Here is a 19,584-nt window from a genome sequence, read left to right on the forward strand (position 1 = left end):
CGCGCTCGGAAACTCGGCATTGGTCGGCTTGCCCGTGGGCATCGACGGCGGCAGCGCCGCAACCAAACCGGCGGCCGACGGCTGGGCGCCGACCGGCACGTTCCAGGCCGCCGCGTAGCGCGTGATCAGGTTCTCGTAGGTCCGCTCGTTCATGTTGGCGATGATCTGGTGGTTGTCGCCGAGCGAGCGGAACGCAGGGCACGCGGTCGGTGTGCAATGGTCACGCGCCATCAGCGCATAGGCGACGAGGCCGTACCGGTCATGCTCGATGGCGCGGCGCAGCGCCTGCAACTCGGTGGTCGAATTGCGCTCCGCGGCGGCGAGGTCGCCCAGTGCGGTCAGCCGCGAAATCTGTGCCGCGGCGTAGCTCACCGCCGCAGCGGCGGTATCCGATGAACCGAACAGTACCTTTTCGCAGGCATTGAGAACGGCATCTCCGGCGAGGTCGTCGACACAGGCCAGCGCCGGCACGGTCTGGCCAGTCAATTGCGCCGTCCGCGTCTCGGCCGGCGAGGCCTGCCCGCCCGGCCCGAAGCCGCGGATCGTCGCAGCAACCGCAACCGCGATCGACAGCAGCGTAATGACGGTCAGCGCCCCGTTGGCGACGGATTTTTCCGCACGCAGCAGCGTGACGAGAACGACAATCCCAAAAAATCCTGCCGCGGCCAGCGTCAGCCACATCGGGAAGGTCGGTGAGCGCCAGATCTGATCCAGCGAGGAAGCCCAATTCATGCGCGATGTCCCTCAACGCAGCGTAAGCACAATCGGCGGCGGCGAACGCCGCCATCCCGACGTCCAACCTTCAGCACAATGGGTCTGCGAACAGGGCCTTTTGACGGCGACAGCGCGGAACCCGCTTCAGCCACCGGCTTGCGCACAACTCCTCAGGACAGCGCGAGCTGGCTCTCCTTGGCCACCCGTTCGAAAGCTTCGGTCGAGCTCTTGATGCGATATTGGCAGTCATCACCGTCGGTCGGCAGCAGGCGGATCACCTGATAGGTACCGCTCGCAGCGGGGCGCGCCACGTTGCTGGCCGTGAAATAGACGACTTCGCCAATCGAGTACTTATGCTTCAACGCCCTCTCCATTTTCTTAGAGATTGCTGGCCGAGCTGACAGTCCCGATAGCTCTGGCCGGCATTTTGAGAACCCTGCGGCAAGCTAGCACATCGCACCGCCCCAAATCCAGCAAGATTGGGGCATGGCCAAGGTACAATTTTTGCAGGTTTTTCAGGGCGATAGGCAGCAATTTACGTGCCAGCCGGAAATTGCCCGCGGACCCCGGTGGGAACCCGGTTCCACCTGCTCAGGCGGTATGCGGCAGCTTGCCGTTGGGGCTCGCGCCATCGACCGCAGCCGGAAGCTGCTGGGCGAGCACCTTGGAGAGCTGGTCGACCGGAATATTGAACCTGGCGGCGAGCTGCCTGACCGTGTCGCTGCCCAGCACCTGCTGGAGCTGCTCGGCCGTGATCGGCAGGTTCTGGCCGGTGCCGATCCAGGATTTGACCTGATCGCCGAGCCCGGCCTGCTCGAGCTTGGCAACGATCGCGGACAAGCCGCCCTGCCCGCCATTGCCCATCACCTCGCCGAGCACAGCGGGAATCACCGCCGCGCCGAGCTGGCCAAGCATGCCCTTCAGCTCGGGTGAATTCTCCAGGGAATCCAGAATACCCATGGTCTAAGTCCTTTCACGACTTGCAAAACCGGCTTTTCGGATTCGACGCTTTCGGCCCCGCGACGTCAAGCTGCGATCTTTTCGGGCCCTGTCACAAATCGGAAGCGCAAGAACCGTCAGACCTCCTCGAATCGGGCGATCCGCAGCGTCTCGGCAACGCCGTCGCGGGTCCATTCCTGGAACGCCGGAAGCTGCATCATGGCATCGACATAATGCTGCGCCTCGGCCCTCACCGGGATCGCGTAGGTGCGGAAGCGATGCACCACGGGAGCGTACATCGCGTCCGCGCCGGAGAAGGTGCCGAAGAGGAACGGGCCCTGCTTGCCGTAACGCGCGTAGCATTCGGCCCAGATATCCTCGATCCGCGCCACATTGGCCCGCGCATCGTCCGACAGTGCGATGGCGCCGATCGGCCGGTGCAGGTTCATGCCGCATTCGCTTCGCAGCGGCACGAAGCCCGAGTGCATCTCCGCCGAGATCGCGCGCGCATGTGCACGCGCGGCGCGATCCGAGGGCCACAGCTTGGCCTCGGGAAACTTCTCGGCGAGGTATTCGATGATCGCAAGCGAATCCCACACCGTGACGTCGCCGTCGATCAGCGTCGGCACCTTGCCCGCCTTGCTGAAAGAGAGGATGCGATCCTTGTCGGCCTGATCGGTATAGAGCGGAACGAAGATTTCCTCGAACGGGATGTTGTTGGCGCGCAGCGCCAGCCAGGGCCGCATCGACCATGACGAATAGTTCTTGTTGCCGATGACGAGCTTGAGCATGGTCCGGGAATCCTGTTGTCACGCCAGTTTGCCATAGTGCATTGCACGCGTTCAACCTGTACATGACGCAGGATGCGGCGCGGACCGGCAGCCGCGCGTTCACGAAGGAAGGCACCATGACCGGCTATTGGGTCGACATCCTGGCCGTCGGCTTCTTTGCGCTGGAGTGGCTGGTCTACGCCATCACGCTGGAGCACACCGCCTATGGGCGCGACAGCCTGTCGGCGCGCATGCATGTCTACCGCGAAATCTGGGTGAGGAATCTGCTCAACCGCGATGCGCGGATGGTCGACATGCAGATCATGGCCAGCTTGCAGAACGGCACCGCATTCTTTGCCTCCACCAGCCTGATCGCGATTGGTGGCGCACTGGCGCTGCTGCGCGCCACCAATGACGCGCTCGCCGTGCTCGGTGCGCTGCCGGTCAACCTCACGCCCTCGCCTGCTCTGTGGGAGGTCAAGTGCATCGGGTTGATCCTGATCTTCATCTACACCTTCTTCAAATTCGCCTGGGCCTATCGCCTATTCAACTATGTCGCGATCCTGTTCGGCGCGATGCCGCCGGCCGGCCAGCGCGACACGCCGGAGGCTGAGGCCCATGTCATCCGCACCACCCGGCTGTTCGAGACCGCGGGCCGGCACTTCAACCGCGGTCAGCGCGCGTTCTTCTTCGCGCTCGGCTATCTCGGCTGGTTCGTCAGCCCCTGGGTGCTGTTCATCACCACCGCCGCCGTCGTGATCGTGATCTGGCGCCGGCAGTTCGCCTCGAACGCCTGGCAGGCGATGGGAAGCTGACGCTCGTTCTGGCTCACGACGCGAAATCGCGCGGGCTGAAATCGAGATCGAGCACCTTCCATTCGCCGTAGCGGTCCCGCGGCAGCATTGCATAGGGCTGGCAGGCCTGCAGCGCCTCGGTCGCGCTTTTCAGCAGCAGCGGCCCCTTTTGCGATGCGGTGGCCTCGATCAACAGCGGCGGCGAGGCGAGCTTGCCGTCGGGCTTCAGGAACACCCGGAGCTTGATCCTGACATCGTCGCTCGTGCTCACCGTCGCCGGGAGTTTCATGCAGGTCTTCAGGTGGCGTCGGAATTCGGCGGCCACGCTGGAGCCGACATCGGCCTGTTCGGTGGCCGCGGCGTCGAAGTTGTCCTTGCCGGGACCGGGACCGGACGGCGCGTCGGCGGGCGGCTTCACGGAGATGTCGGGCGGCAGGCCGAGCATGACATTGTATTTGACGGAAAGATCAGGCTCGGGCTTCGCGTAGGCGGGCTGTGACGGCGCCGGTTGCTGCTCCACCGGCTGGGGCATCGGCGGCGTCTGAGGTGCTGGCGTTGCCGGCGGCGGTTCAGCCGCGGCATGTTGCGGAGCCGGGCTCGGCTTGGGCGTCGGGGGCGTCGCCTGCTTCTGCTGAGGCTCCGGCGCGGTCTGCTGCGGCTTCGGTGCCGGTGCCCGCGCCGACGATTCGGGCTTGGCTGCGTCCACCGGCTTGTCGAGCGACGGCAGCTGCAGCTCGGGGGTCGGCGACGGGCTCGGCACCGGATCAGGCTCGGTCTTGATCTCGGTCTTGGCGACCTCCTGCGGCGTCACGATCTCGACCGGCACCGTGTCAGCGGCGACGGGATCGAACTGATGGACCTCCGAATACAGGAAAATCAGCGCGAGCAGCATCAGGTGCACGAACACCGACGCCATCAGATCCGCGTTTGGCCGAAACTTCATCCCACTCGATCACGTCGTGATGCTCCCCTGCCCGGCACCATAGCGGGCAATCTGGAGCGGCCTCAATCCCATTCTACCTGAAGCCGGATCGGTCCGGCTGTGATGGCCGATCCGCAACAGTCCGTTATCACATGGGATCACCGTCCGGTGACGCGCAAAGGATGGGTCCGCCGTCCATCGCAACCATTTAAGCTTCGCGCCAGGGGGAAACGACGCGCGGGCGAAACTGCGGTGACAGGTGGTGACCGTCACCGCAACGCCTCAATAGCACGCGCGATTGCGTGACCGGCAGGGGCGGTTGTTGGTTTGCCCGGCGGTTTGCCCGGCCTTCTTGGCACCGGCCTTCGGCGGATTCTGCTGCGCATACGCATCGGATACGAACAGCGGCGTGGTGATGGCGCCGGCGAACAGAATGCTCAACGCGAGGACTATGATTCTCATACAAATCTCCCTTTAAAAAATATGGCCGGAAAACCGAACGAGGGCTCGGCCGCCATAAGGCGAACGGATACGGAAATCGAAGTCAAGGTATTTTGAACCGGCTGCAGCCAGAGATAGCATTTGTGGGCTCGAAACCTCAGCCGGCTGCCGCGCCGCCCATCGCGGAAATCTCGCGCATGTCCTGATCCGACAGCTCGAAATCGAAGATGTCGATATTTTCCTGGAGACGCTCGAGCTTCGAGGTGCGCGGGATCGCGGCCACATTCTGTTGCACCAGCCAGCGCAGGCAGACCTGGGCAGCCGTCTTGCGATAGCGGTCGCCGATCCGCGCCAGCGCACGGTCGCCCTTCACCCGCCCCTTCGCGATCGGGCCGTAGGCGACGAACGCCATGCCTTGGCGTGCGCAGGCCTCGATCACATCGGCCTGGTCCAGATAAGGATGGTACTCGACCTGGTCACAGGCGAGCGGCTCGGGACACGTCGCCACCGCCTCCTCGATCAGTGCGACGCTGAAGTTCGAGACGCCGATGTGCCGCGCCAGTCCCGCCTGCCTGACCCGCGCCAGCGCACCGAGCGTCTCGGCGAGCGGCACCTGCGGATTGGGCCAGTGCAGCAGCAACAGATCAACCTCGGTCATGCGCAGCCGCGCCAAGCTCTCCTTCGCGGACCGTTCGAGATCCTTCGCCATGAAGTGCGTGGTCCAGACCTTGGTGGTGACGAACACATCGTCGCGCTTGACGCCGGATGCGCGCAGCCCCTCGCCCACCTCGCGCTCATTGTCGTAAATCTGCGCGGTGTCGACGTGCCGGTAACCGAGCCGCAGCGCCTGCTCGACGATACGAGCGCAGGTCCGCCCGCGCAGTTCCCATGTGCCGAGGCCGATCGCTGGGATTTTGGCACCGTTGCCTTCGACGACATTCATGCGGCCATTATGCGCGCATGACGAAGACCTGCCAACTCACGTATCGGTTCCGCAACGGACGATGGCGACGGCTCACCGCTCGGGCTGGTAGCCGTCGGTCAACGTTTTCAGGAAGGCGATGATGTCGGCTTCATCCTTCGCCGTCATCGCGGGCGTGTCGCCCGGATGGCGCTCGAAGGGCGGATCGCTGACGTCGACATTGCCGTGATATTTCTCCGGCAGATCGTCGTATTTCCGCACCGTTCCGTTGGCCGCGCGCGGGTACACCTTATCCGGATTGGTATCGCGGAAGTTATAGAAATCGAGCACCTGCTCAAGGCTCGTGAAGACGCCATTGTGGAAGAATACGCGGCGCGTTGCCGTATTGCGCAAGCTCGGCGTCAGAAACATCCCGCAATATTGCGTCTGCTCGGCAACATCGGTGCGATACGGGCCGCAAACCCCGAGATCGAAATAATCGGGATCGCGATTGTTGCCGAGTGCGGCGTTGCGTGGCGCGCCGAGCGCCTCATACTGGTGGTCGGTGAACAGCGGCGGCAGGCCGTCACGGGTCGGCGCCGACGTATGGCAGCCGCCGCAATTGGCCTTGTCCGGATCGTTGAACAATTGCAGGCCGCGCAGCTCGCTCTCGCTCAGCCGCGCCTTGCCTTCGAGCCAGTAGTCGAACTTGCTGTTGTAGGGATGGAAGCTCGGCTCCTCCACTTGATAGCGCGCGACCGCGAACATCGCTTCCGAGATCAGCAGCCGCGTATTGTCGAAAACGCCGGCGCCGAACAGTTCGGCAAAGCGCGGCGCATAGCTCGCCTGACGCAGCTTCTGCGCCACCACCTCGACGCTGCCGCCGTCCATCTCATTGGGATCGAGCAGCGGGAAGATCGCCTGGTCCTGCAGCGTATCGGCGCGACCGTCCCAGAACAGTCCGCCCTGCGGCACGATGTTGACCGCAGACGCAGCCGTGCCGGTCGCGACCTTCCTGGCGCGCGCGGCCTGCTGGCCTGCTGCGGCCAGTTGCGCGAAGTCGACGACGGTGTCGTCCTCGTCCTTCTCGGGCCCGATGCTGAAATTCGGCTGGCGCTCGTGATAGGTCAGGCCCGGCACCGCGCGCGTCCCTTGTCGGGATTGCGCGGGTCCGCCGAGCATCACCGCCGCATCATTGGGCGGACCGTAGGCGAGGTCGGGGCTATGACAGGAGGCGCACGACAAGGCGCCCGACGAGGACAGCGACGCGTCGAAGAATATCTTCTGGCCGAGCTGGGCCATGCCGGACAGCGGAGCGACCGGCGGACGCCGGAGCTGCACCGGGTTCGGATTGGTCCCCGGGAGCCCTTGCGTCTCGACAGCCGCAACGGCGCCGGCCATGCAGAGCAGGCCGGCGCCGAGAAGCCACAACATGCGGCCGTTCATATGTCGTCCAGTTATCCCAGAGCGCTAGTGATGGTGATGATCGTCAGACGGGCTGACGATAACCGTGCCGGCCGTCGGATCGAGGAACAGCTTGTTCTGCCGATCGTCATCGTCGCGATCGTGACCATGGTCGAAGTCGAACAGGTCCACGATCGATTCGACGCTGGCGTCAAACGAGCCGCCGCCGAGACGCTGGCCGTGCAGCCAGTTGTCTTCGATGAAGCGCACGACCGACGCCTGCGAGATGCGGGTGTGGCTGACGAAGTTCTTCTTGGCGAAGGGCGAGATCACCAGGAACGGGGTGCGCGTGCCGGGTCCGCAGCGGCCGTTCACCGGCTGGCCATTGAGGCCCTTCGGTTGCGTCTGCTTGCCGATACCGAGGCCGCACTGGCCGGGACCGTTGACCTGATCGGCGGTCGGATCATACGAAGCGCTGGTCGGCGCAATGTACTGGTGGTCGTACCAGCCGTCGGAGTCGTCATAGGTGATGATGACAGCGGTCTCGCCCCACTCCTTCTGCTTCTGCAGGAAGTTGATCAGCTCGACATTGCCCGCCTGCTCGTCGAGCGGATCGGAGTTGCCGGGATGACCGTCCTGATAGGCCGGCATCTTGATGTAGGAGACGGCCGGGAAGTTGCCGGCTTTCACCGACGCGTAGAAATCCTCGAGGTCGTAGGCGTGATTGGCCGGATCGACCGTCTTGCCGCCGGGAACGTAGGTGTGGCCGATCGCGTCGACCGAGCTCGGCCGCGCATGGGTCGGGTTCGCGGTCGACTTGTAGTACTGGAACCAGGCGTGGTGCGGGATGTAGTCCACGATGGTGCCGTTGACGTTGCTCGAGAAGGTGCTGCGGGCACAGTTGGTGGTGCCGTTGGTGTTCTTGAGCGTCAGATCGAAGCCGCCCATGAAGCTGCCCCAGCTGATGTGCTCGGCATTGAGCAGGTCGCCGATGTTCTTGCTGGTCATCAGGACCTGGCTGGTCGCGCTCGAGCAGGAGTCATAAGCGGGGTCGGTGTCGCCGATCAGCGTCAGGCCGCCCTGGCCATCGGCGATCGAGGCTGACGTGCCGATGATGTTCTGCGCGCCGTTGGTCTGGCCGGAGATCACCTCGAGCGCGCCGGGCGTCGACGGACCAAAGGTGTCGGTCCAGTTATTGTCGCTCATCGCGAAGTTCTGGGCGTAATTCCAGAACGCGGTGACGGTGTTGCCGTCGAAATAGCCCATCACCTGCCCGTTGTTGCCGAAGGCGCCGACGCCGCCGGCGGTGCCGCGACCCGTGAATTTCGGGAACAGATCTTCCTTGCCGTTGTCAACCGCCTGCTGCTCGGGCGTGTAGGCGTGGTTCTGCGAGCGCGTGTTGGCCTGGGTGCGGTCGAGGCGGAACGGATTGGTCGCACCCGTGCCGTTGGCCGGATTGAGGTTCGGGTTGTTGGTCAGCAGATTGGCGTTGGCGAGGTTGTTGACCTTCGGCGTATGCGGCTTCGCAGTGAACGGAATCGAGCCGGTCGGGTTGGCGGCGTTCGGATACGTTGCAAAATAATGATCGAACGAGCGGTTCTCGTTGAAGATGACGACGAGATGCTTGATCGGCGTTGCGGTGTGGATGTGGTGCGGATGATGATCATCGCCGCGATTGTCGTCCTGAGCCGCGGCGCCGTACATAACCGCAGTCGCGGCGATCAGACAGACTCCGACCGTCGAAAGAAATTTGGCTTTCACCGTAGTGCCCCTTGATTTTACAGATTTGTGACGTCGACCTGCGACAAGTTAGTCACCGCGGGTGACAGGTCTGTGTCAGTCTTGTGCAATCACCAATCAACGCGGCGACGAATGGCGTGCGCGTTTGTGCATCGGTTGCAACAGAGATCGAGCCGATCAACTCGCGTGCACACGCGGCTGTTCGATCGCTTCATGTGCGAGGCGCGGAGTCCGTTTCGGCCGGTGAGACGCGAAGATCAACGGAATCGCTTGCGTGACGACGATTGCCGGCAGCCGTGCGACCAACTGGCTCGCCAATCGAAGCCGCCGCTGCCTGCCGTCAAAATGATTCCGTGCTCGACGCGGTGCGGCGGTCTGTGAAGCTAGCCCTTCATTCCCGTGATCGAGGCGCTGACCGCCCGTGGATCGCGCTGCGGCCAGCGGCCGCTCTCCACCTGCGCAAGAAAATCTCCGACGATCCGGTTGTATTCGTCGGGCTCCTCGATGTTGATGGCATGGCCGCAGTTCGGCAGCACCGCAAGCGCGGCCGACGGGATGCTCTGCTTCATCAGGATGCCCGGCAACAGACACGGCCAGTCCTCGTCACCGGTGATGATCAGCGTCGGCACATTGATGCGCTTCATCTCTCGACCAGCGTGTAGAGCGAGGGCCGCTCCTTCTGCACGCCCTGCTGGGTGTTGGCCGATCCGACCGCCGAATGCTCGGCCAGCATGCGCTTGAACTCGGCGTGACCGCGCGGATCCTTGTTCTCGTACTGCACGCGCGTCGGCCCGTATGCGTACCGCTCGGCGAAGGTCGGCATGCCTTCTTTAAGGATCATGCCCGCGATCACGTCGGCCTCGGCGCGAAACGTCTCGCGCTTGTCGAGCTCAGCGCCATAGCCGCAGCCGCCGATGCACAGCGACAGCGCCCGCGTCGGGTGGCGCAATCCGAAATGCAACGTCGCAAAGCCGCCCATCGACAGGCCGACGATATGCGCCTTCGGCGCACCGATGTGATCGAGCACCGCCAGGATGTCGTCAGCGGCACGCGCCTGCGAATAGGACGAGACCTGCTCCGGCACATCGGACGGCGGAAAGCCGCGCGCATTGTAGGCAATGGTCCGGAAGCGCTTGCCGAAGTGCCGCATCTGCGCCTCGTAGCTGCGCAAATCGCCGGCGAACTCATGGACCAGGATCACCGGATGGCCCGATCCGGTCTCCTCGAAATAGAGCCGCACACCATCATCTGTTGTCGCGTAGGGCATGGTGGTCTCCAGCCTTCTTGCTTTGCGGTTACTTCCTTGGCGTGTTACGGGACCGTCGCCCCTACCGGAGGTTTGGCGCGCGGCAGATATGTGCCGTGCTCCTTGCTGCCGACAAGGGCGCCGTCGTCGACGACCACCTTGCCGCGCACCATGGTCAGCACCGGCCAGCCCGTGACCTCGAGCCCTTCATAGGGCGTGTAGTCCGAGCCGTCATGGATCAGTTCGTGGCGGATCGTCACCTTGCGCTTCGGATCCCACAGCGCGATGTCGGCATCGGAGCCGACCGCGATCGTGCCCTTGCGTGGATAGAGACCGTAGATCTTGGCGTGGTTGGTAGCGCTGAACGCGACGAAGCTGTTGAGGTCGATACGCCCCTTCACCACGCCTTCGGAGAACAGGATCGGCAGCCGCGTCGCCACGCCGGGGATTCCGTTCGGCACCCAGCGGAAGCTGGTGCGGCCCTTCGGCGCGAGCTTTCCCTTCGGATCGTCGTAGCGAAACGGGCAGTGGTCCGACGAGAACACCGAGAACACTTTCTGCTGCAAGCCTTCCCAGCACGCCTGCTGGCTGGCGACGTCGCGCGGCGGCGGCGAGCAGACGTATTTCGCGCCTTCCATGTTGAGCTGATCGAGATCCTTCTCGGTCAGCATCAGATATTGCGGACAGGTTTCGCCCATCACCCGCAAGCCCCGCTGCTGGGCGCGCCGGATTTCGTCCATCGCCTCGCGGTTCGAGACATGCACGATCATGATCGGCACGTCGACAAGCTCCGACAGCGAGATGGCGCGATGGGTGGCCTCGCGCTCGACCGGGATCGGTCGCGAGGTGGCATGGAAGCGCGGCGCGGTGTTGCCGGCGCGTTCCAGCCGGTCGGTGAGGAAGCGGATCGCATCGAAGTTCTCCGCATGCACCATCAGCATGGCGCCGGTCTCGCGCGCGACCGACATGGTCTCGAGCAGTTCGCGATCCGACAGCGCCAGCCCCTCATAGGTCATGAAGACCTTCAGCGAGGTGTAACCGTCTTCGACCAGCGCCGGCAGCTCCTGGCCCAAGACATGCTCGGTCGGATCGGTGACGATCAGATGGAAGGCGACGTCGACATGGCATTCGCCTTCGGCCAGCGAATGATAGTGCTTCAGCGCCTCGCGCAGCGTCTGACCCTTCTCCTGCAGGCAGAACGGCAGCACGGTGGTGTTGCCGCCGAACGCCGCCGAGCGGGTGCCGCTGGCAAAGCCATCGGCCATCACGATGCCGTCGCCCGACGGCTGGGCAAAATGGACGTGGCTGTCGATGCCGCCGGGCAGCACCAGCCGGTCGGTGGCGTCGATGATGATAGCCGCATCGCCGAGATCGTGACCGAGCGCGGTGATCTTGCCGTCACGGATTCCGACGTCGCAGGCAAAGGTGTCGGCAGCGGTGACCACGGTGCCGCCGCGGATGATGGTGTCGAAGGACATCAGGCGGTCTCCCCTTTCGATGAACGATGTTCGATGATTGCGGCAAGCGGCTCGGCGAGCCCGATCGTCGGCTTCGGATCGGGACGGCGGAAGGTACCGGCCACCGCCTTGCGCGGCTTCAGCACGGCAAGCGTCTCCGCCTGGCGCACGGCAGCCGCGACCGGATCGACCACGGGCACCGGAATCCGGTCGCGGACCTTTGCCGCGAGCCCGGCGAGCGGCGCGCCTGACAGAATGACGACGTCGGCGCCGTCCTGCGCGACCGCCTGGTTGGCGAGCGCGACCAGCAGTTCCTCCTTCTCGGCCTGTACGTCGGAGATCGACTGGAAGCTGCCATCGAGCGTGCGGATGCCGGCGCAGCGCGTGCTCAGCCCATGCATCGCGACGCATTCCTCGTACCAGGGCGCCAGCGCGCCGGCGAAGGTCACGATCGAGAACCGCCGGCCGAGCATGCAGGCGGTGAGCATCGCGGCTTCGGCCAATCCCACGACGGGATATGCGAATAGCTCGCGCGCGCCGAACAGGCCGGGATCGCCGAACGCGGCGATGATGGCGGCATCGATGCCGGGGCCGGCCTCGGCCAGCATCTCGAGCGCGATCGCGCCGCCGATCTGCGCCTCGGCGCGGGTCGCGATATAGGGCACGCCGCGCGCCGCCGTGACTGGCACGAGCTCGGTGTCGGCCGACGCCACCTTGCTGCCGGCGGCATGGAGCAGATCGGTCACACCAGCCGTCGTGTTGGGATTGAGCAGCAGGATCTTCATGACGCAACGTTCCTCGCCTTGCGGCCGCGCGGCTTCGCAGCTGCGCCCGGCCCTCCAGCCTCATCTCCCTTGCCATCCAGCGTCTCGGCCACGATCTCGCCGGTGCGGCGCACATGGTGGGCCAGCACCTGCCCCGCCCGCGCCGCATCGCGCGCCCGCAGCGCGACGAGAATCTCCTGGTGTTCACGCACCGATTCATCCCAGCGCCCGAGCACCGACAGCGCAAAGAAGCGCGCGCGCTCGGCCCGCGCCAGCAGCGCCTCGTGCGTCGCCTTCAGCACCGCGTTGCGCGCAAAGCCGACGATTGCCGAATGGATCAGCTGGTTGGTCTGGAAATAATCGCGCAGCTCGCCGCGGCCGTGATGCCATTCGATCTTGTCCTGCAGCGCCTCGAGCCGTTCGAAATCGGCGTCCTCCATACGCAAGGCGGCGAGCTCGGCGGCGCAGCGCTCGATGCCGCTGACGGCCTCGAACAACTCGTTCAGCTCGGCGCGGCGGAACGGCGCGACCACGGCGCTGTGGTTGAGCCTGAGCTCGACCAGGCCTTCGCTCGCCAATTGCTTCAGCGCCTCGCGCAGCGGGGTTCGCGAAACGCCGAGCGCGTCGGACAGGTCCGCCTCCCCGAGCGATTGTCCGGGCGCCAACTCGCCACGCACGATCATGGTGCGCAGCCGCGCCGCCGCCTGCTCGTGCAGTCCGACCCGCGGCACGCGCAGCCGGCGCCGTTGCAGCGCCGTGATCGCGCGCTTGGGTTCCTTGCTACGCCTGGTCGCTTTGGCTTTGGTCTTGGCTTGGGTCTTGGCTTCAGTCACCGCTCGCCTTCATCGTTGTATTCGGAGATCGCGGTCGCTGCGCGCAGATCGGGGTTCGTGAACAGGCTGCCCCAGCCATGGACACGCGACGGATCGCAGTCCACAGCCGTGAGACACGCCCACAGCGTTACCGCGATCGAATCCAGCACCGGCACGCCAAATCCACGCTCCAGCCGCTCGGCGGCGCCCGCGCCGCGCATGTTGGTGCAGAGCACGACGGCGGCATCGCAGCCCTCGCGGACCACCTCCTCGACCAGCCGTGCGACCTCAGCCTCGCTGACCTCGGCAAAGGAGAAATTGTCCTGCAACGACAAATGCCGCTCGGCGAAGCAATGCAGCCCCTCCGAACTCCAGTTGGCGATGATCTTGTCCTGGACATCCTTGCGATAGGGCGTCACCAGGCCGATGCGTTTGGCACCGATCCGCCGCAGCAGGTCGCGATAGGCCAGCACCGTGGTGCAGGCCTTGATCCCGGTCGCGGCCGTAATCTGCTCGCACAGGCTCTCGTCGCGATCGAAGCCGAGCCAGCTGGCTGAAGTGCCGTTCCAGGCGATGACATCGACCTTGGCATGCGCCAGCAATTCTGCCGCACGCAGGATCTCGCTGGCGTCGAACTGGCGCAGCGCCGCCTCCGACAGCGCGATCTCCGTCACCTTGAAGCGCGAGTAATGCGCCGAGACGTCGCCGATCCCTGCCAGCATTGCGCAGGTGATCGGCTCGAGTGCGGTATTCGACGACGGCGTCAGCATGCCGAGCCGGACGAAACGTGTCATTCGCTGGCCTCATCAACCGGCCGAACCCATTTCGGATTCGGCCGCCTCCGTTTAGACCGGGAGCTTGCGGCTGTAATCGATCAGGGTCGAGCAGATCAACAGCGCAATGCCCGCGGCGGCGAAATACATCAGTGCCAGGAAGTACGAGCCGTTGGCCTGCACGATGAAGCCGACGATCAAGGGCGTCGTGACGCCGGCGATGTTGCCGCCGAGATTCATGCAACCGCCGAGGAAACCGGACTTGCCGCGGCCGGCCAGCGCCGACGGGATCGCCCAGTACATGCCGCACCAGCGCAGGAAGAACAGCGTCGTCGACAGCAGCACCACGACCGCGACCGCATTGGTGACGTAGGCGACGAGGAAGATCGAGACGGTCGCCATGATCGCAGCGATACCGAACAGCGTGCGGAACACGGTGTTGGGCGTCCCGCCCCGCGCCCGCCAGCCGTCGCCGATCCAGCCCCCGACCAGTTCGCCGACGAAGCCTGAGAAGAAAATGATGAAGGATGCGCCGCCGAGCGCCTTGATGTCGAAGCCGTGCACCTTGAACAGATAGGTCGGCATCCAGGTCAGCAGCCCGTAGAACGTGGTGTTGAAGAACATCCAGCCGAGGCACATGCACCAGACCGAGCGGAAGCGGAAATACGCCACCCAGCTAGCGCCGGAGGACGGCGGCGTCGCCGCGTCCTCGATCGCATGCGCCTCCTCGAGATAGCGCGCCTCGGCTTCGTTGACCGACGGATGCTCGCGCGGCACGTTGCGGATGTAGTACCAGGCCCACAACCCGCACAGCATGGTTCCAACGCCGGCGATGACAAAGGCCACGCGCCAGGAGCTGAACGCCGCCATCAGCCACGCAATCACGATCGAGCCGAGCGCGGCGCCAAGCGGCGCACCGCCGTCCAGCAAGGTCGCGCCGCGGCCGCGCTCGGTCTGCGTCATCCAGATCGCGTTGAGCTTGCCGCCGGCCGGATAGATCGGCGCTTCGGACGCCCCGAGCCCGAGCCGGGTCAACAGCAGCAACATCCAGCTCGTCGACAATGCCGCCAGCGCCTGGAAGAAGCCCCAGAACAGCGTCGCTGTTGCGATCACGATGCGCGGCTTGAAGCGGTCGGCGAGCATGCCGCCCGGCACCTGCATCAGCGCGTAGGTCCAGAAGAACGAGCTCAGGATCAGGCCCTGCATCGCCGGATCGATATCGAACTCCTTGGCGATGACAGGCATTGCGACCGAGAGCGAGGCGCGATCGATATAGTTGATCGAGATCAGGAACAGCATCAGCAGGAAGATCTTCCAGCGCACGCCGCTCGGCTTCGCCGTATCTGCCATTGCGATGGTGGACACCTGATCGCTCATTGCTCGCTCCTCTGCCGGCAGATTGTTTTTTGCCCCTGGCGCGACCCTCGTCTTCGAAGGTCGCTGGCCTCTCCTGCCCCGCGAGAAGTCTGCTTCAACCCGGCCGACGCGACAAGCACATTTTGCATGTTGCATGCAATTTATTTCATCATATTGATATCGCTAGATATTCAATCATAGCTGCATTGATTTTGGTCAGCCCGTGATGAGGGATTGGGCGTCAGGTCACCCGCTCGGGGCTGGCAATTTCAGGGAATGGGGCCCCGCGATGCCGCTCTATCGATCGCAGCAGCGGTGGTTCGCTTATTCCAAAATGAGTCGGTCCGCGCTCCCGTTGGGAGCGCGGACCTGTCGTGAAGCTGCAGATGCGGAATCGCTTGTCAGCGGCGGATGAAGGCTGCCACCACCGCGCTGGACGTCGCGCAAATCGCGACGACGAGGAACACCAGCGACGTCTGGTTATGTTTGTCCATGACATGGCCGATGATGGGCTCGCCGAGACCTGCGAACAGATAGGCAAAGGAGTTCATCACCCCGGTTGCGGTCCCTGCCCGCTTGTGGCCGACCAGATCCGGGCACAGCGCCCAGAACGAGGATTGCGGGCCGTACGTGAAGAAGCCGCACAGGAACAGCACCGTCATCCCGAGATAAATCTCTGAGGTCGGGATCGCGTACATGCACAGCGCGGTGACCGCGGCGAGCACCATGTAGAGCACGATGGCGAGGTAGCGGCGCGAGCCGAACACCTTGTCCGAGACCCAGCCATTGCTGAATGCGCCGACCGCCATGCCGACCGGCAGCGCGATGCTGATCCAGCGCGGATCGATCGCCGACGTCGCACCGGCCTTGGCCCAGTTGCTGCCGAGGAAGTGCACCGGCACCCACACCAGCAGGCCGTAGCGCGCCGCGTTCTGGAAGCCGATCGAGACGCCGGCGACCAGCAGGCGCCAGTTCGACAGCACCGCCTTGTAGCGCGCGAGCGAGCCCTCGTTGGCGTCGACCGCGGCTTCGGTTGCGGCGACCCCATCGGCCTCGTCATGCGGCGAGGCAAAGCCCATGTCCTCGGGCTTCTCGCGCGCCATCAGATAGAACGCGATGCCGCCGAGCAGCAGCAGCACCACCGGGATGCGGAAGATCCAGCGCCAGTCGAGCTGGAAATAGCCGACCACCACCAGCGAGGTGACGAACGACAGCACCGAGGCGAGACCGGCCGCGAATGTGTAGAGCCCGTAGACCGTGCCGCGCTCGTGCCGGCCCCACCAGTTCGAAAGCAACCGGCTGCCCGGCGCCCATCCCATCGACTGGAAATAGCCGTTGATGCCCCAGAACGCGGTGAGGCTGACGATCCCGGTCGAAAGACTGGTGGCCCAGTTCATGATGAAGGAGAGGATCGCGCCCGCGCTCATCACGCGGCGGCCGCCGAACTTGTCGCCGAGATTGCCGTTGATGGCCTGCCCGACCGCGTAGCACCACAAGAGCGCCGCGCTGGCCCAGCCCAGCGCCTCCTTGGTGACGCCGAACTCGGCCTGGATGCCGGGAATGGCGAAGCCGAAGGTTTGCCGCCCGGTGTAGAAGAACAGATAGCAGAACATCGCCGCGAACAGCATCCGCCACTGCGCGCGGCGGAACGATGTCGCAAGCTCCGGATTCTGGACTCCGACCGAGCCGACGCTCGACGGACTGAACGTGATCGACATTGAGGCCTCCCCTTTGTTTGGTTGATCGCAGTCGGCCGCCGCGTTGTTCTTGTTCTCGCGTACGGCCCTCGTTCGGACGACGCGCTTCGCTACACCGGCCAGGGCAGCGAATAGGTCTTGACGTTGGTGAAGCTCTTGATCGCCTCCTGCACGCCTTCCTTGTAGCCAAGGCCGGAATCCTTGATCCCGCCGAACGGCGACATCTCGATCCGGTAGCCCGGCACTTCCCACACGTTGACGGTGCCGACATCGAGCTCGTTGACGAACCGCGTGATGTAGTCGAGCCGATTGGTGCAGACGCCGGACGACAGGCCGAACGCGGTCGAATTCGAGATCCGGATCACGCTCTCGATGTCGTTGGGTACGCGGATGATCGGGATCACAGGCCCGAAGGTCTCCTGCATCACCAGCTCACTGGTGTAGGGAATCCGGTCGACCACCGTTGGCGGATACAGCGCTCCGTTGCGGCCGTTGCCGTGCAGCAGCTCGGCGCCGTCGGCGACGGCAGCGTTGACGCGGCGCTCGAATTCCTTCGCCGCCCCCTCATGGATCACCGTGCCGACGTCGACCGTCGGATCCATCGGATCGCCGCACTTCAGGGTGCGCGCCTTCTTCAGGACGAGCGCCGCAAAATCGTCGGCAACCGCCTCGACGCAGAGGATGCGCTTGACCGCCGTGCAGCGCTGGCCGGAATTCTTGGTCGCGCCGGTGACCGCAAGCTCCGCCGCCTTCTCCAGATCGGCATCCTCCATCACGATCAGGGGGTCGTTGCCGCCGAGCTCGAGCACCAGGCGCTTGTAGCCGGCCTTGGTGGCAATGTGCTTGCCGACCCTGACCGAGCCGGTGAAGGTCACAAGATCAGCGTCCGGGTCGATGATCATCGCGTCACCCATCGAATGCGGATTACCGGTGACTACCGACAGCATCTCGGGCGGCAACCCGGCCTCGTACAGCACGTCGGCAAGCGCGAGCGCGGTCAGCGGCGTCAGTTCGGTCGGCTTCAGCACCACGCGGTTGTTGGTGGCGATCGCGGGGGCGATCTTGTGGCTCACCATGTTGAGCGGATGGTTGAACGGCGTGATCGCCGAGATCGCGCCGAGCAACGGCGTGCGCGTCGTGAAGATCTTGCGCGCCTTGCCTTGCGGGCTGATATCGCAGGAGAACGTCTCGCCATCGTCCTGGATCGCGAGCTGGCCGGCAAAGGAGTAGACGTCGTAGGCGCGGCCCGCCTCGTAGAGCGAGTCCTTCCAGCACAGGCCGGACTCGGCGGTGATCAGCCGCGCGAACTCCTCCTTGCGGCCCGCCAAAATCTCAGCGGTGCGGAGCAGGATACGCTGGCGCTCGTAGCGCGTCAGCTTCGGCTTGAACGCCGCCGCTTTGGCAAAGGCGCTGCGCACATGTTCCGGCCGCGCCGCGGGAACCGTGCCCACCACCTTGTTGGTGTAGGGATTGAAGACCTCGACATGCTCGTCGGTGTCGACGAGTGTGCCTGCGATGCGCATCTGCTCATGGCGAACGGCCGGGCCCTGGATGTTCATGGTGGTGTCCTGGAGTCCCGTTGTCACTGGATGCGGTTGAGCGCGACGTCGAAGGCGTCGAAATTGCGCAGGGCGTGACCGGCCGGCAGCGCGATCTTGCGGTTGGCGATCAACGGCACCCGCTCCTCGGTCAGCCCGCCATGCGAGCGCAGCGGCTCGGTCAGCCCCGACAGATCGTGCCGGGATTCGCTGGTGCCGAGCACCTTGTGCTTGGTCGAGATCACGACGATGTCGCCGATCCGGTCCGGCGGCAGCTCGAACCTGGCGCAGGCATCCTTGCGCGGCAGCGCCACCTCGATGCCCTTGATGTCGCGTAACCGCGTCAGCAGCGTGCCGACATCGGCGCCTTCGGGCGTGTAGATCGTCGCGAACGAGCCGAGTGAGCCATGATGGGCGACATAGGGATCGGTGATCGGCAGGATCACGCGTGCGGCGCCCTTCCCCGTCCAGTCGTCCATCACGTCCTGGAGGTAGATCACGTCGGGCTTGCCGTCCGGCAAAAACTTGTCGTTCATGCCGTGGTCGGCGGTCGCCACGATGTTGCAGCCGAGCGCATCGAGCTGAGCCAGATAGCCGTCGATCATGGCGTAGAAGTCGTTGGCGACCTTGGTGCCGAGCCCGACCTTGTGCTGGATGTAGTCGGTGGTCGACAGATACATCAGATCCGGACGGTGCCGCTCGACCAGCTTGACGCCGGCAGCGAACACGAAACGCGACAGATCGGCCGAGTAGACCTCGGGCAGCGGCAGGCCGACGAAGTCGAGCACATTGTCGATGCCGTTATTGGCCTTGGTCGCCTGATCGGCTTTCTCCGACGAGAACGCGATGGCGCGGCCGCTCGCATAGTCGAGCCCATAGGCCAGCAAGGTGCGCAGCTTGTCCTTGGCGGTGACGGCGGCAACCTTGTAGCCGGCGTCATGGACACCGGCCAGAATGGTCGGCGCGCGCAGGAATTTCGGGTCGTTCATCATGACTTCGGCGCTGCTCGCCGTGTCGTAGAAATAATTGCCGGCGATGCCATGCACCGCGGGCGGCCGTCCGGTGATGATCGAGAGGTTGTTCGGGTTGGTGAAGCTCGGGATCACGCTCGCGGCATGGACATGCGCGCCCTCCTTCATGAAGCGAGCGAAGGTCGGCGCAACGCCGGCCTCGATCGCCCGCTCGATATAGCCGGGCTCCGAACCGTCGAGGCAGATCACGACCGTCGGCCGCGTCGGCGCATCGTAGCGGCGTCCGTTGACGGTGATGGTTTTGCGATTGTCTTGCATGATATCTCTCCTTGTCACCTGGCCGCC

Annotated in this window: 20 protein-coding genes; 1 reads left to right on the forward strand and 19 read right to left on the reverse strand. The window is 64.6% G+C overall.

Features of this window, described 5'->3' with window-relative positions:
* From H8A95_RS18040 to H8A95_RS18055, 4 genes are all read right to left on the reverse strand, one after another.
* A partial coding sequence (locus tag H8A95_RS18040) for a hypothetical protein (RefSeq protein ID WP_229184338.1) occupies nucleotides 1–732 on the reverse strand: 732 nt, incomplete at its 3' end.
* A 152-nt stretch (nucleotides 733–884) separates the two neighbouring features.
* Nucleotides 885–1,088: a hypothetical protein gene (locus H8A95_RS18045; RefSeq protein ID WP_175068379.1), complete on the reverse strand. Its 204-nt coding sequence runs from the start codon at nucleotides 1,086–1,088 to the stop codon at nucleotides 885–887.
* A 217-nt stretch (nucleotides 1,089–1,305) separates the two neighbouring features.
* A complete protein-coding gene (locus tag H8A95_RS18050; protein ID WP_163154164.1) occupies nucleotides 1,306–1,674 on the reverse strand; it encodes a YidB family protein in 369 nt (122 codons plus the stop codon).
* A 116-nt stretch (nucleotides 1,675–1,790) separates the two neighbouring features.
* Complete coding sequence (locus H8A95_RS18055; protein ID WP_229184339.1) at nucleotides 1,791–2,444, reverse strand: glutathione S-transferase family protein; 654 nt, start codon at nucleotides 2,442–2,444, stop codon at nucleotides 1,791–1,793.
* 116 nt (nucleotides 2,445–2,560) lie between these two features.
* Between H8A95_RS18055 and H8A95_RS18060 the strand changes: the two genes are divergently transcribed.
* Entirely contained in the window at nucleotides 2,561–3,238 is a 678-nt protein-coding gene (locus H8A95_RS18060; protein ID WP_229184375.1) for a DUF599 domain-containing protein, read from the forward strand.
* Between the two features lie 13 nt (nucleotides 3,239–3,251).
* Here H8A95_RS18060 and H8A95_RS18065 read toward each other — a convergent pair whose 3' ends face one another.
* The 15 genes from H8A95_RS18065 to phnA form a co-directional block, all read right to left on the reverse strand.
* Nucleotides 3,252–4,160, reverse strand: a complete 909-nt coding sequence (locus tag H8A95_RS18065; RefSeq protein ID WP_229184340.1) for a hypothetical protein — start codon at nucleotides 4,158–4,160, stop codon at nucleotides 3,252–3,254.
* A 261-nt stretch (nucleotides 4,161–4,421) separates the two neighbouring features.
* Nucleotides 4,422–4,601 carry a hypothetical protein gene (locus H8A95_RS18070; protein WP_229184341.1) on the reverse strand — a complete coding sequence of 60 codons (180 nt, stop codon included), beginning with the start codon at nucleotides 4,599–4,601 and terminating at the stop codon, nucleotides 4,422–4,424.
* A gap of 136 nt (nucleotides 4,602–4,737) precedes the next feature.
* The gene (locus tag H8A95_RS18075) at nucleotides 4,738–5,523 is read right to left on the reverse strand and encodes an aldo/keto reductase (protein ID WP_229184342.1); all 786 of its coding nucleotides are present in this window, start codon (nucleotides 5,521–5,523) and stop codon (nucleotides 4,738–4,740) included.
* Nucleotides 5,524–5,595: 72 nt separating this feature from the next.
* On the reverse strand, nucleotides 5,596–6,915 hold the full coding sequence (locus H8A95_RS18080) for a cytochrome-c peroxidase (RefSeq protein WP_229184343.1): 1,320 nt from the start codon (nucleotides 6,913–6,915) through the stop codon (nucleotides 5,596–5,598).
* 36 nt (nucleotides 6,916–6,951) lie between these two features.
* Nucleotides 6,952–8,589: a phospholipase C gene (locus H8A95_RS18085; RefSeq protein ID WP_229184376.1), complete on the reverse strand. Its 1,638-nt coding sequence runs from the start codon at nucleotides 8,587–8,589 to the stop codon at nucleotides 6,952–6,954.
* Nucleotides 8,590–9,008: 419 nt separating this feature from the next.
* On the reverse strand, nucleotides 9,009–9,269 hold the full coding sequence (locus H8A95_RS18090; RefSeq protein ID WP_229184344.1) for an alpha/beta fold hydrolase: 261 nt from the start codon (nucleotides 9,267–9,269) through the stop codon (nucleotides 9,009–9,011).
* Nucleotides 9,266–9,892, reverse strand: coding sequence for an alpha/beta fold hydrolase (locus tag H8A95_RS18095; RefSeq protein WP_229184345.1), 627 nt, complete (start codon nucleotides 9,890–9,892; stop codon nucleotides 9,266–9,268). Before H8A95_RS18095 ends, H8A95_RS18090 begins: the two co-directional genes overlap by 4 nt.
* Nucleotides 9,893–9,936: 44 nt before the next feature.
* A complete protein-coding gene (gene hydA / locus H8A95_RS18100; protein ID WP_229184346.1) occupies nucleotides 9,937–11,349 on the reverse strand; it encodes a dihydropyrimidinase in 1,413 nt (470 codons plus the stop codon).
* Nucleotides 11,349–12,113, reverse strand: a complete 765-nt coding sequence (locus H8A95_RS18105; protein ID WP_229184347.1) for an aspartate/glutamate racemase family protein — start codon at nucleotides 12,111–12,113, stop codon at nucleotides 11,349–11,351. Before H8A95_RS18105 ends, hydA begins: the two co-directional genes overlap by 1 nt.
* A complete protein-coding gene (locus tag H8A95_RS18110; protein WP_229184348.1) occupies nucleotides 12,110–12,925 on the reverse strand; it encodes a GntR family transcriptional regulator in 816 nt (271 codons plus the stop codon). The genes H8A95_RS18105 and H8A95_RS18110 overlap by 4 nt, the downstream gene beginning before the upstream one ends.
* The gene (locus H8A95_RS18115) at nucleotides 12,922–13,698 is read right to left on the reverse strand and encodes a maleate cis-trans isomerase family protein (protein ID WP_229184349.1); all 777 of its coding nucleotides are present in this window, start codon (nucleotides 13,696–13,698) and stop codon (nucleotides 12,922–12,924) included. The genes H8A95_RS18110 and H8A95_RS18115 overlap by 4 nt, the downstream gene beginning before the upstream one ends.
* Nucleotides 13,699–13,749: 51 nt before the next feature.
* Nucleotides 13,750–15,054: an MFS transporter gene (locus H8A95_RS18120; RefSeq protein WP_229184350.1), complete on the reverse strand. Its 1,305-nt coding sequence runs from the start codon at nucleotides 15,052–15,054 to the stop codon at nucleotides 13,750–13,752.
* A 380-nt stretch (nucleotides 15,055–15,434) separates the two neighbouring features.
* Nucleotides 15,435–16,751 carry an MFS transporter gene (locus H8A95_RS18125; protein ID WP_229184351.1) on the reverse strand — a complete coding sequence of 439 codons (1,317 nt, stop codon included), beginning with the start codon at nucleotides 16,749–16,751 and terminating at the stop codon, nucleotides 15,435–15,437.
* An 89-nt stretch (nucleotides 16,752–16,840) separates the two neighbouring features.
* Nucleotides 16,841–18,289: a phosphonoacetaldehyde dehydrogenase gene (gene phnY / locus H8A95_RS18130; protein ID WP_229184352.1), complete on the reverse strand. Its 1,449-nt coding sequence runs from the start codon at nucleotides 18,287–18,289 to the stop codon at nucleotides 16,841–16,843.
* 23 nt (nucleotides 18,290–18,312) lie between these two features.
* Nucleotides 18,313–19,560, reverse strand: coding sequence for a phosphonoacetate hydrolase (gene phnA / locus H8A95_RS18135; protein WP_420839418.1), 1,248 nt, complete (start codon nucleotides 19,558–19,560; stop codon nucleotides 18,313–18,315).
* Nucleotides 19,561–19,584 lie beyond the last annotated feature (24 nt).

The sequence above is a fragment of the Bradyrhizobium oropedii genome, assembly GCF_020889685.1.
GTDB lineage: Bacteria > Pseudomonadota > Alphaproteobacteria > Rhizobiales > Xanthobacteraceae > Bradyrhizobium > Bradyrhizobium oropedii.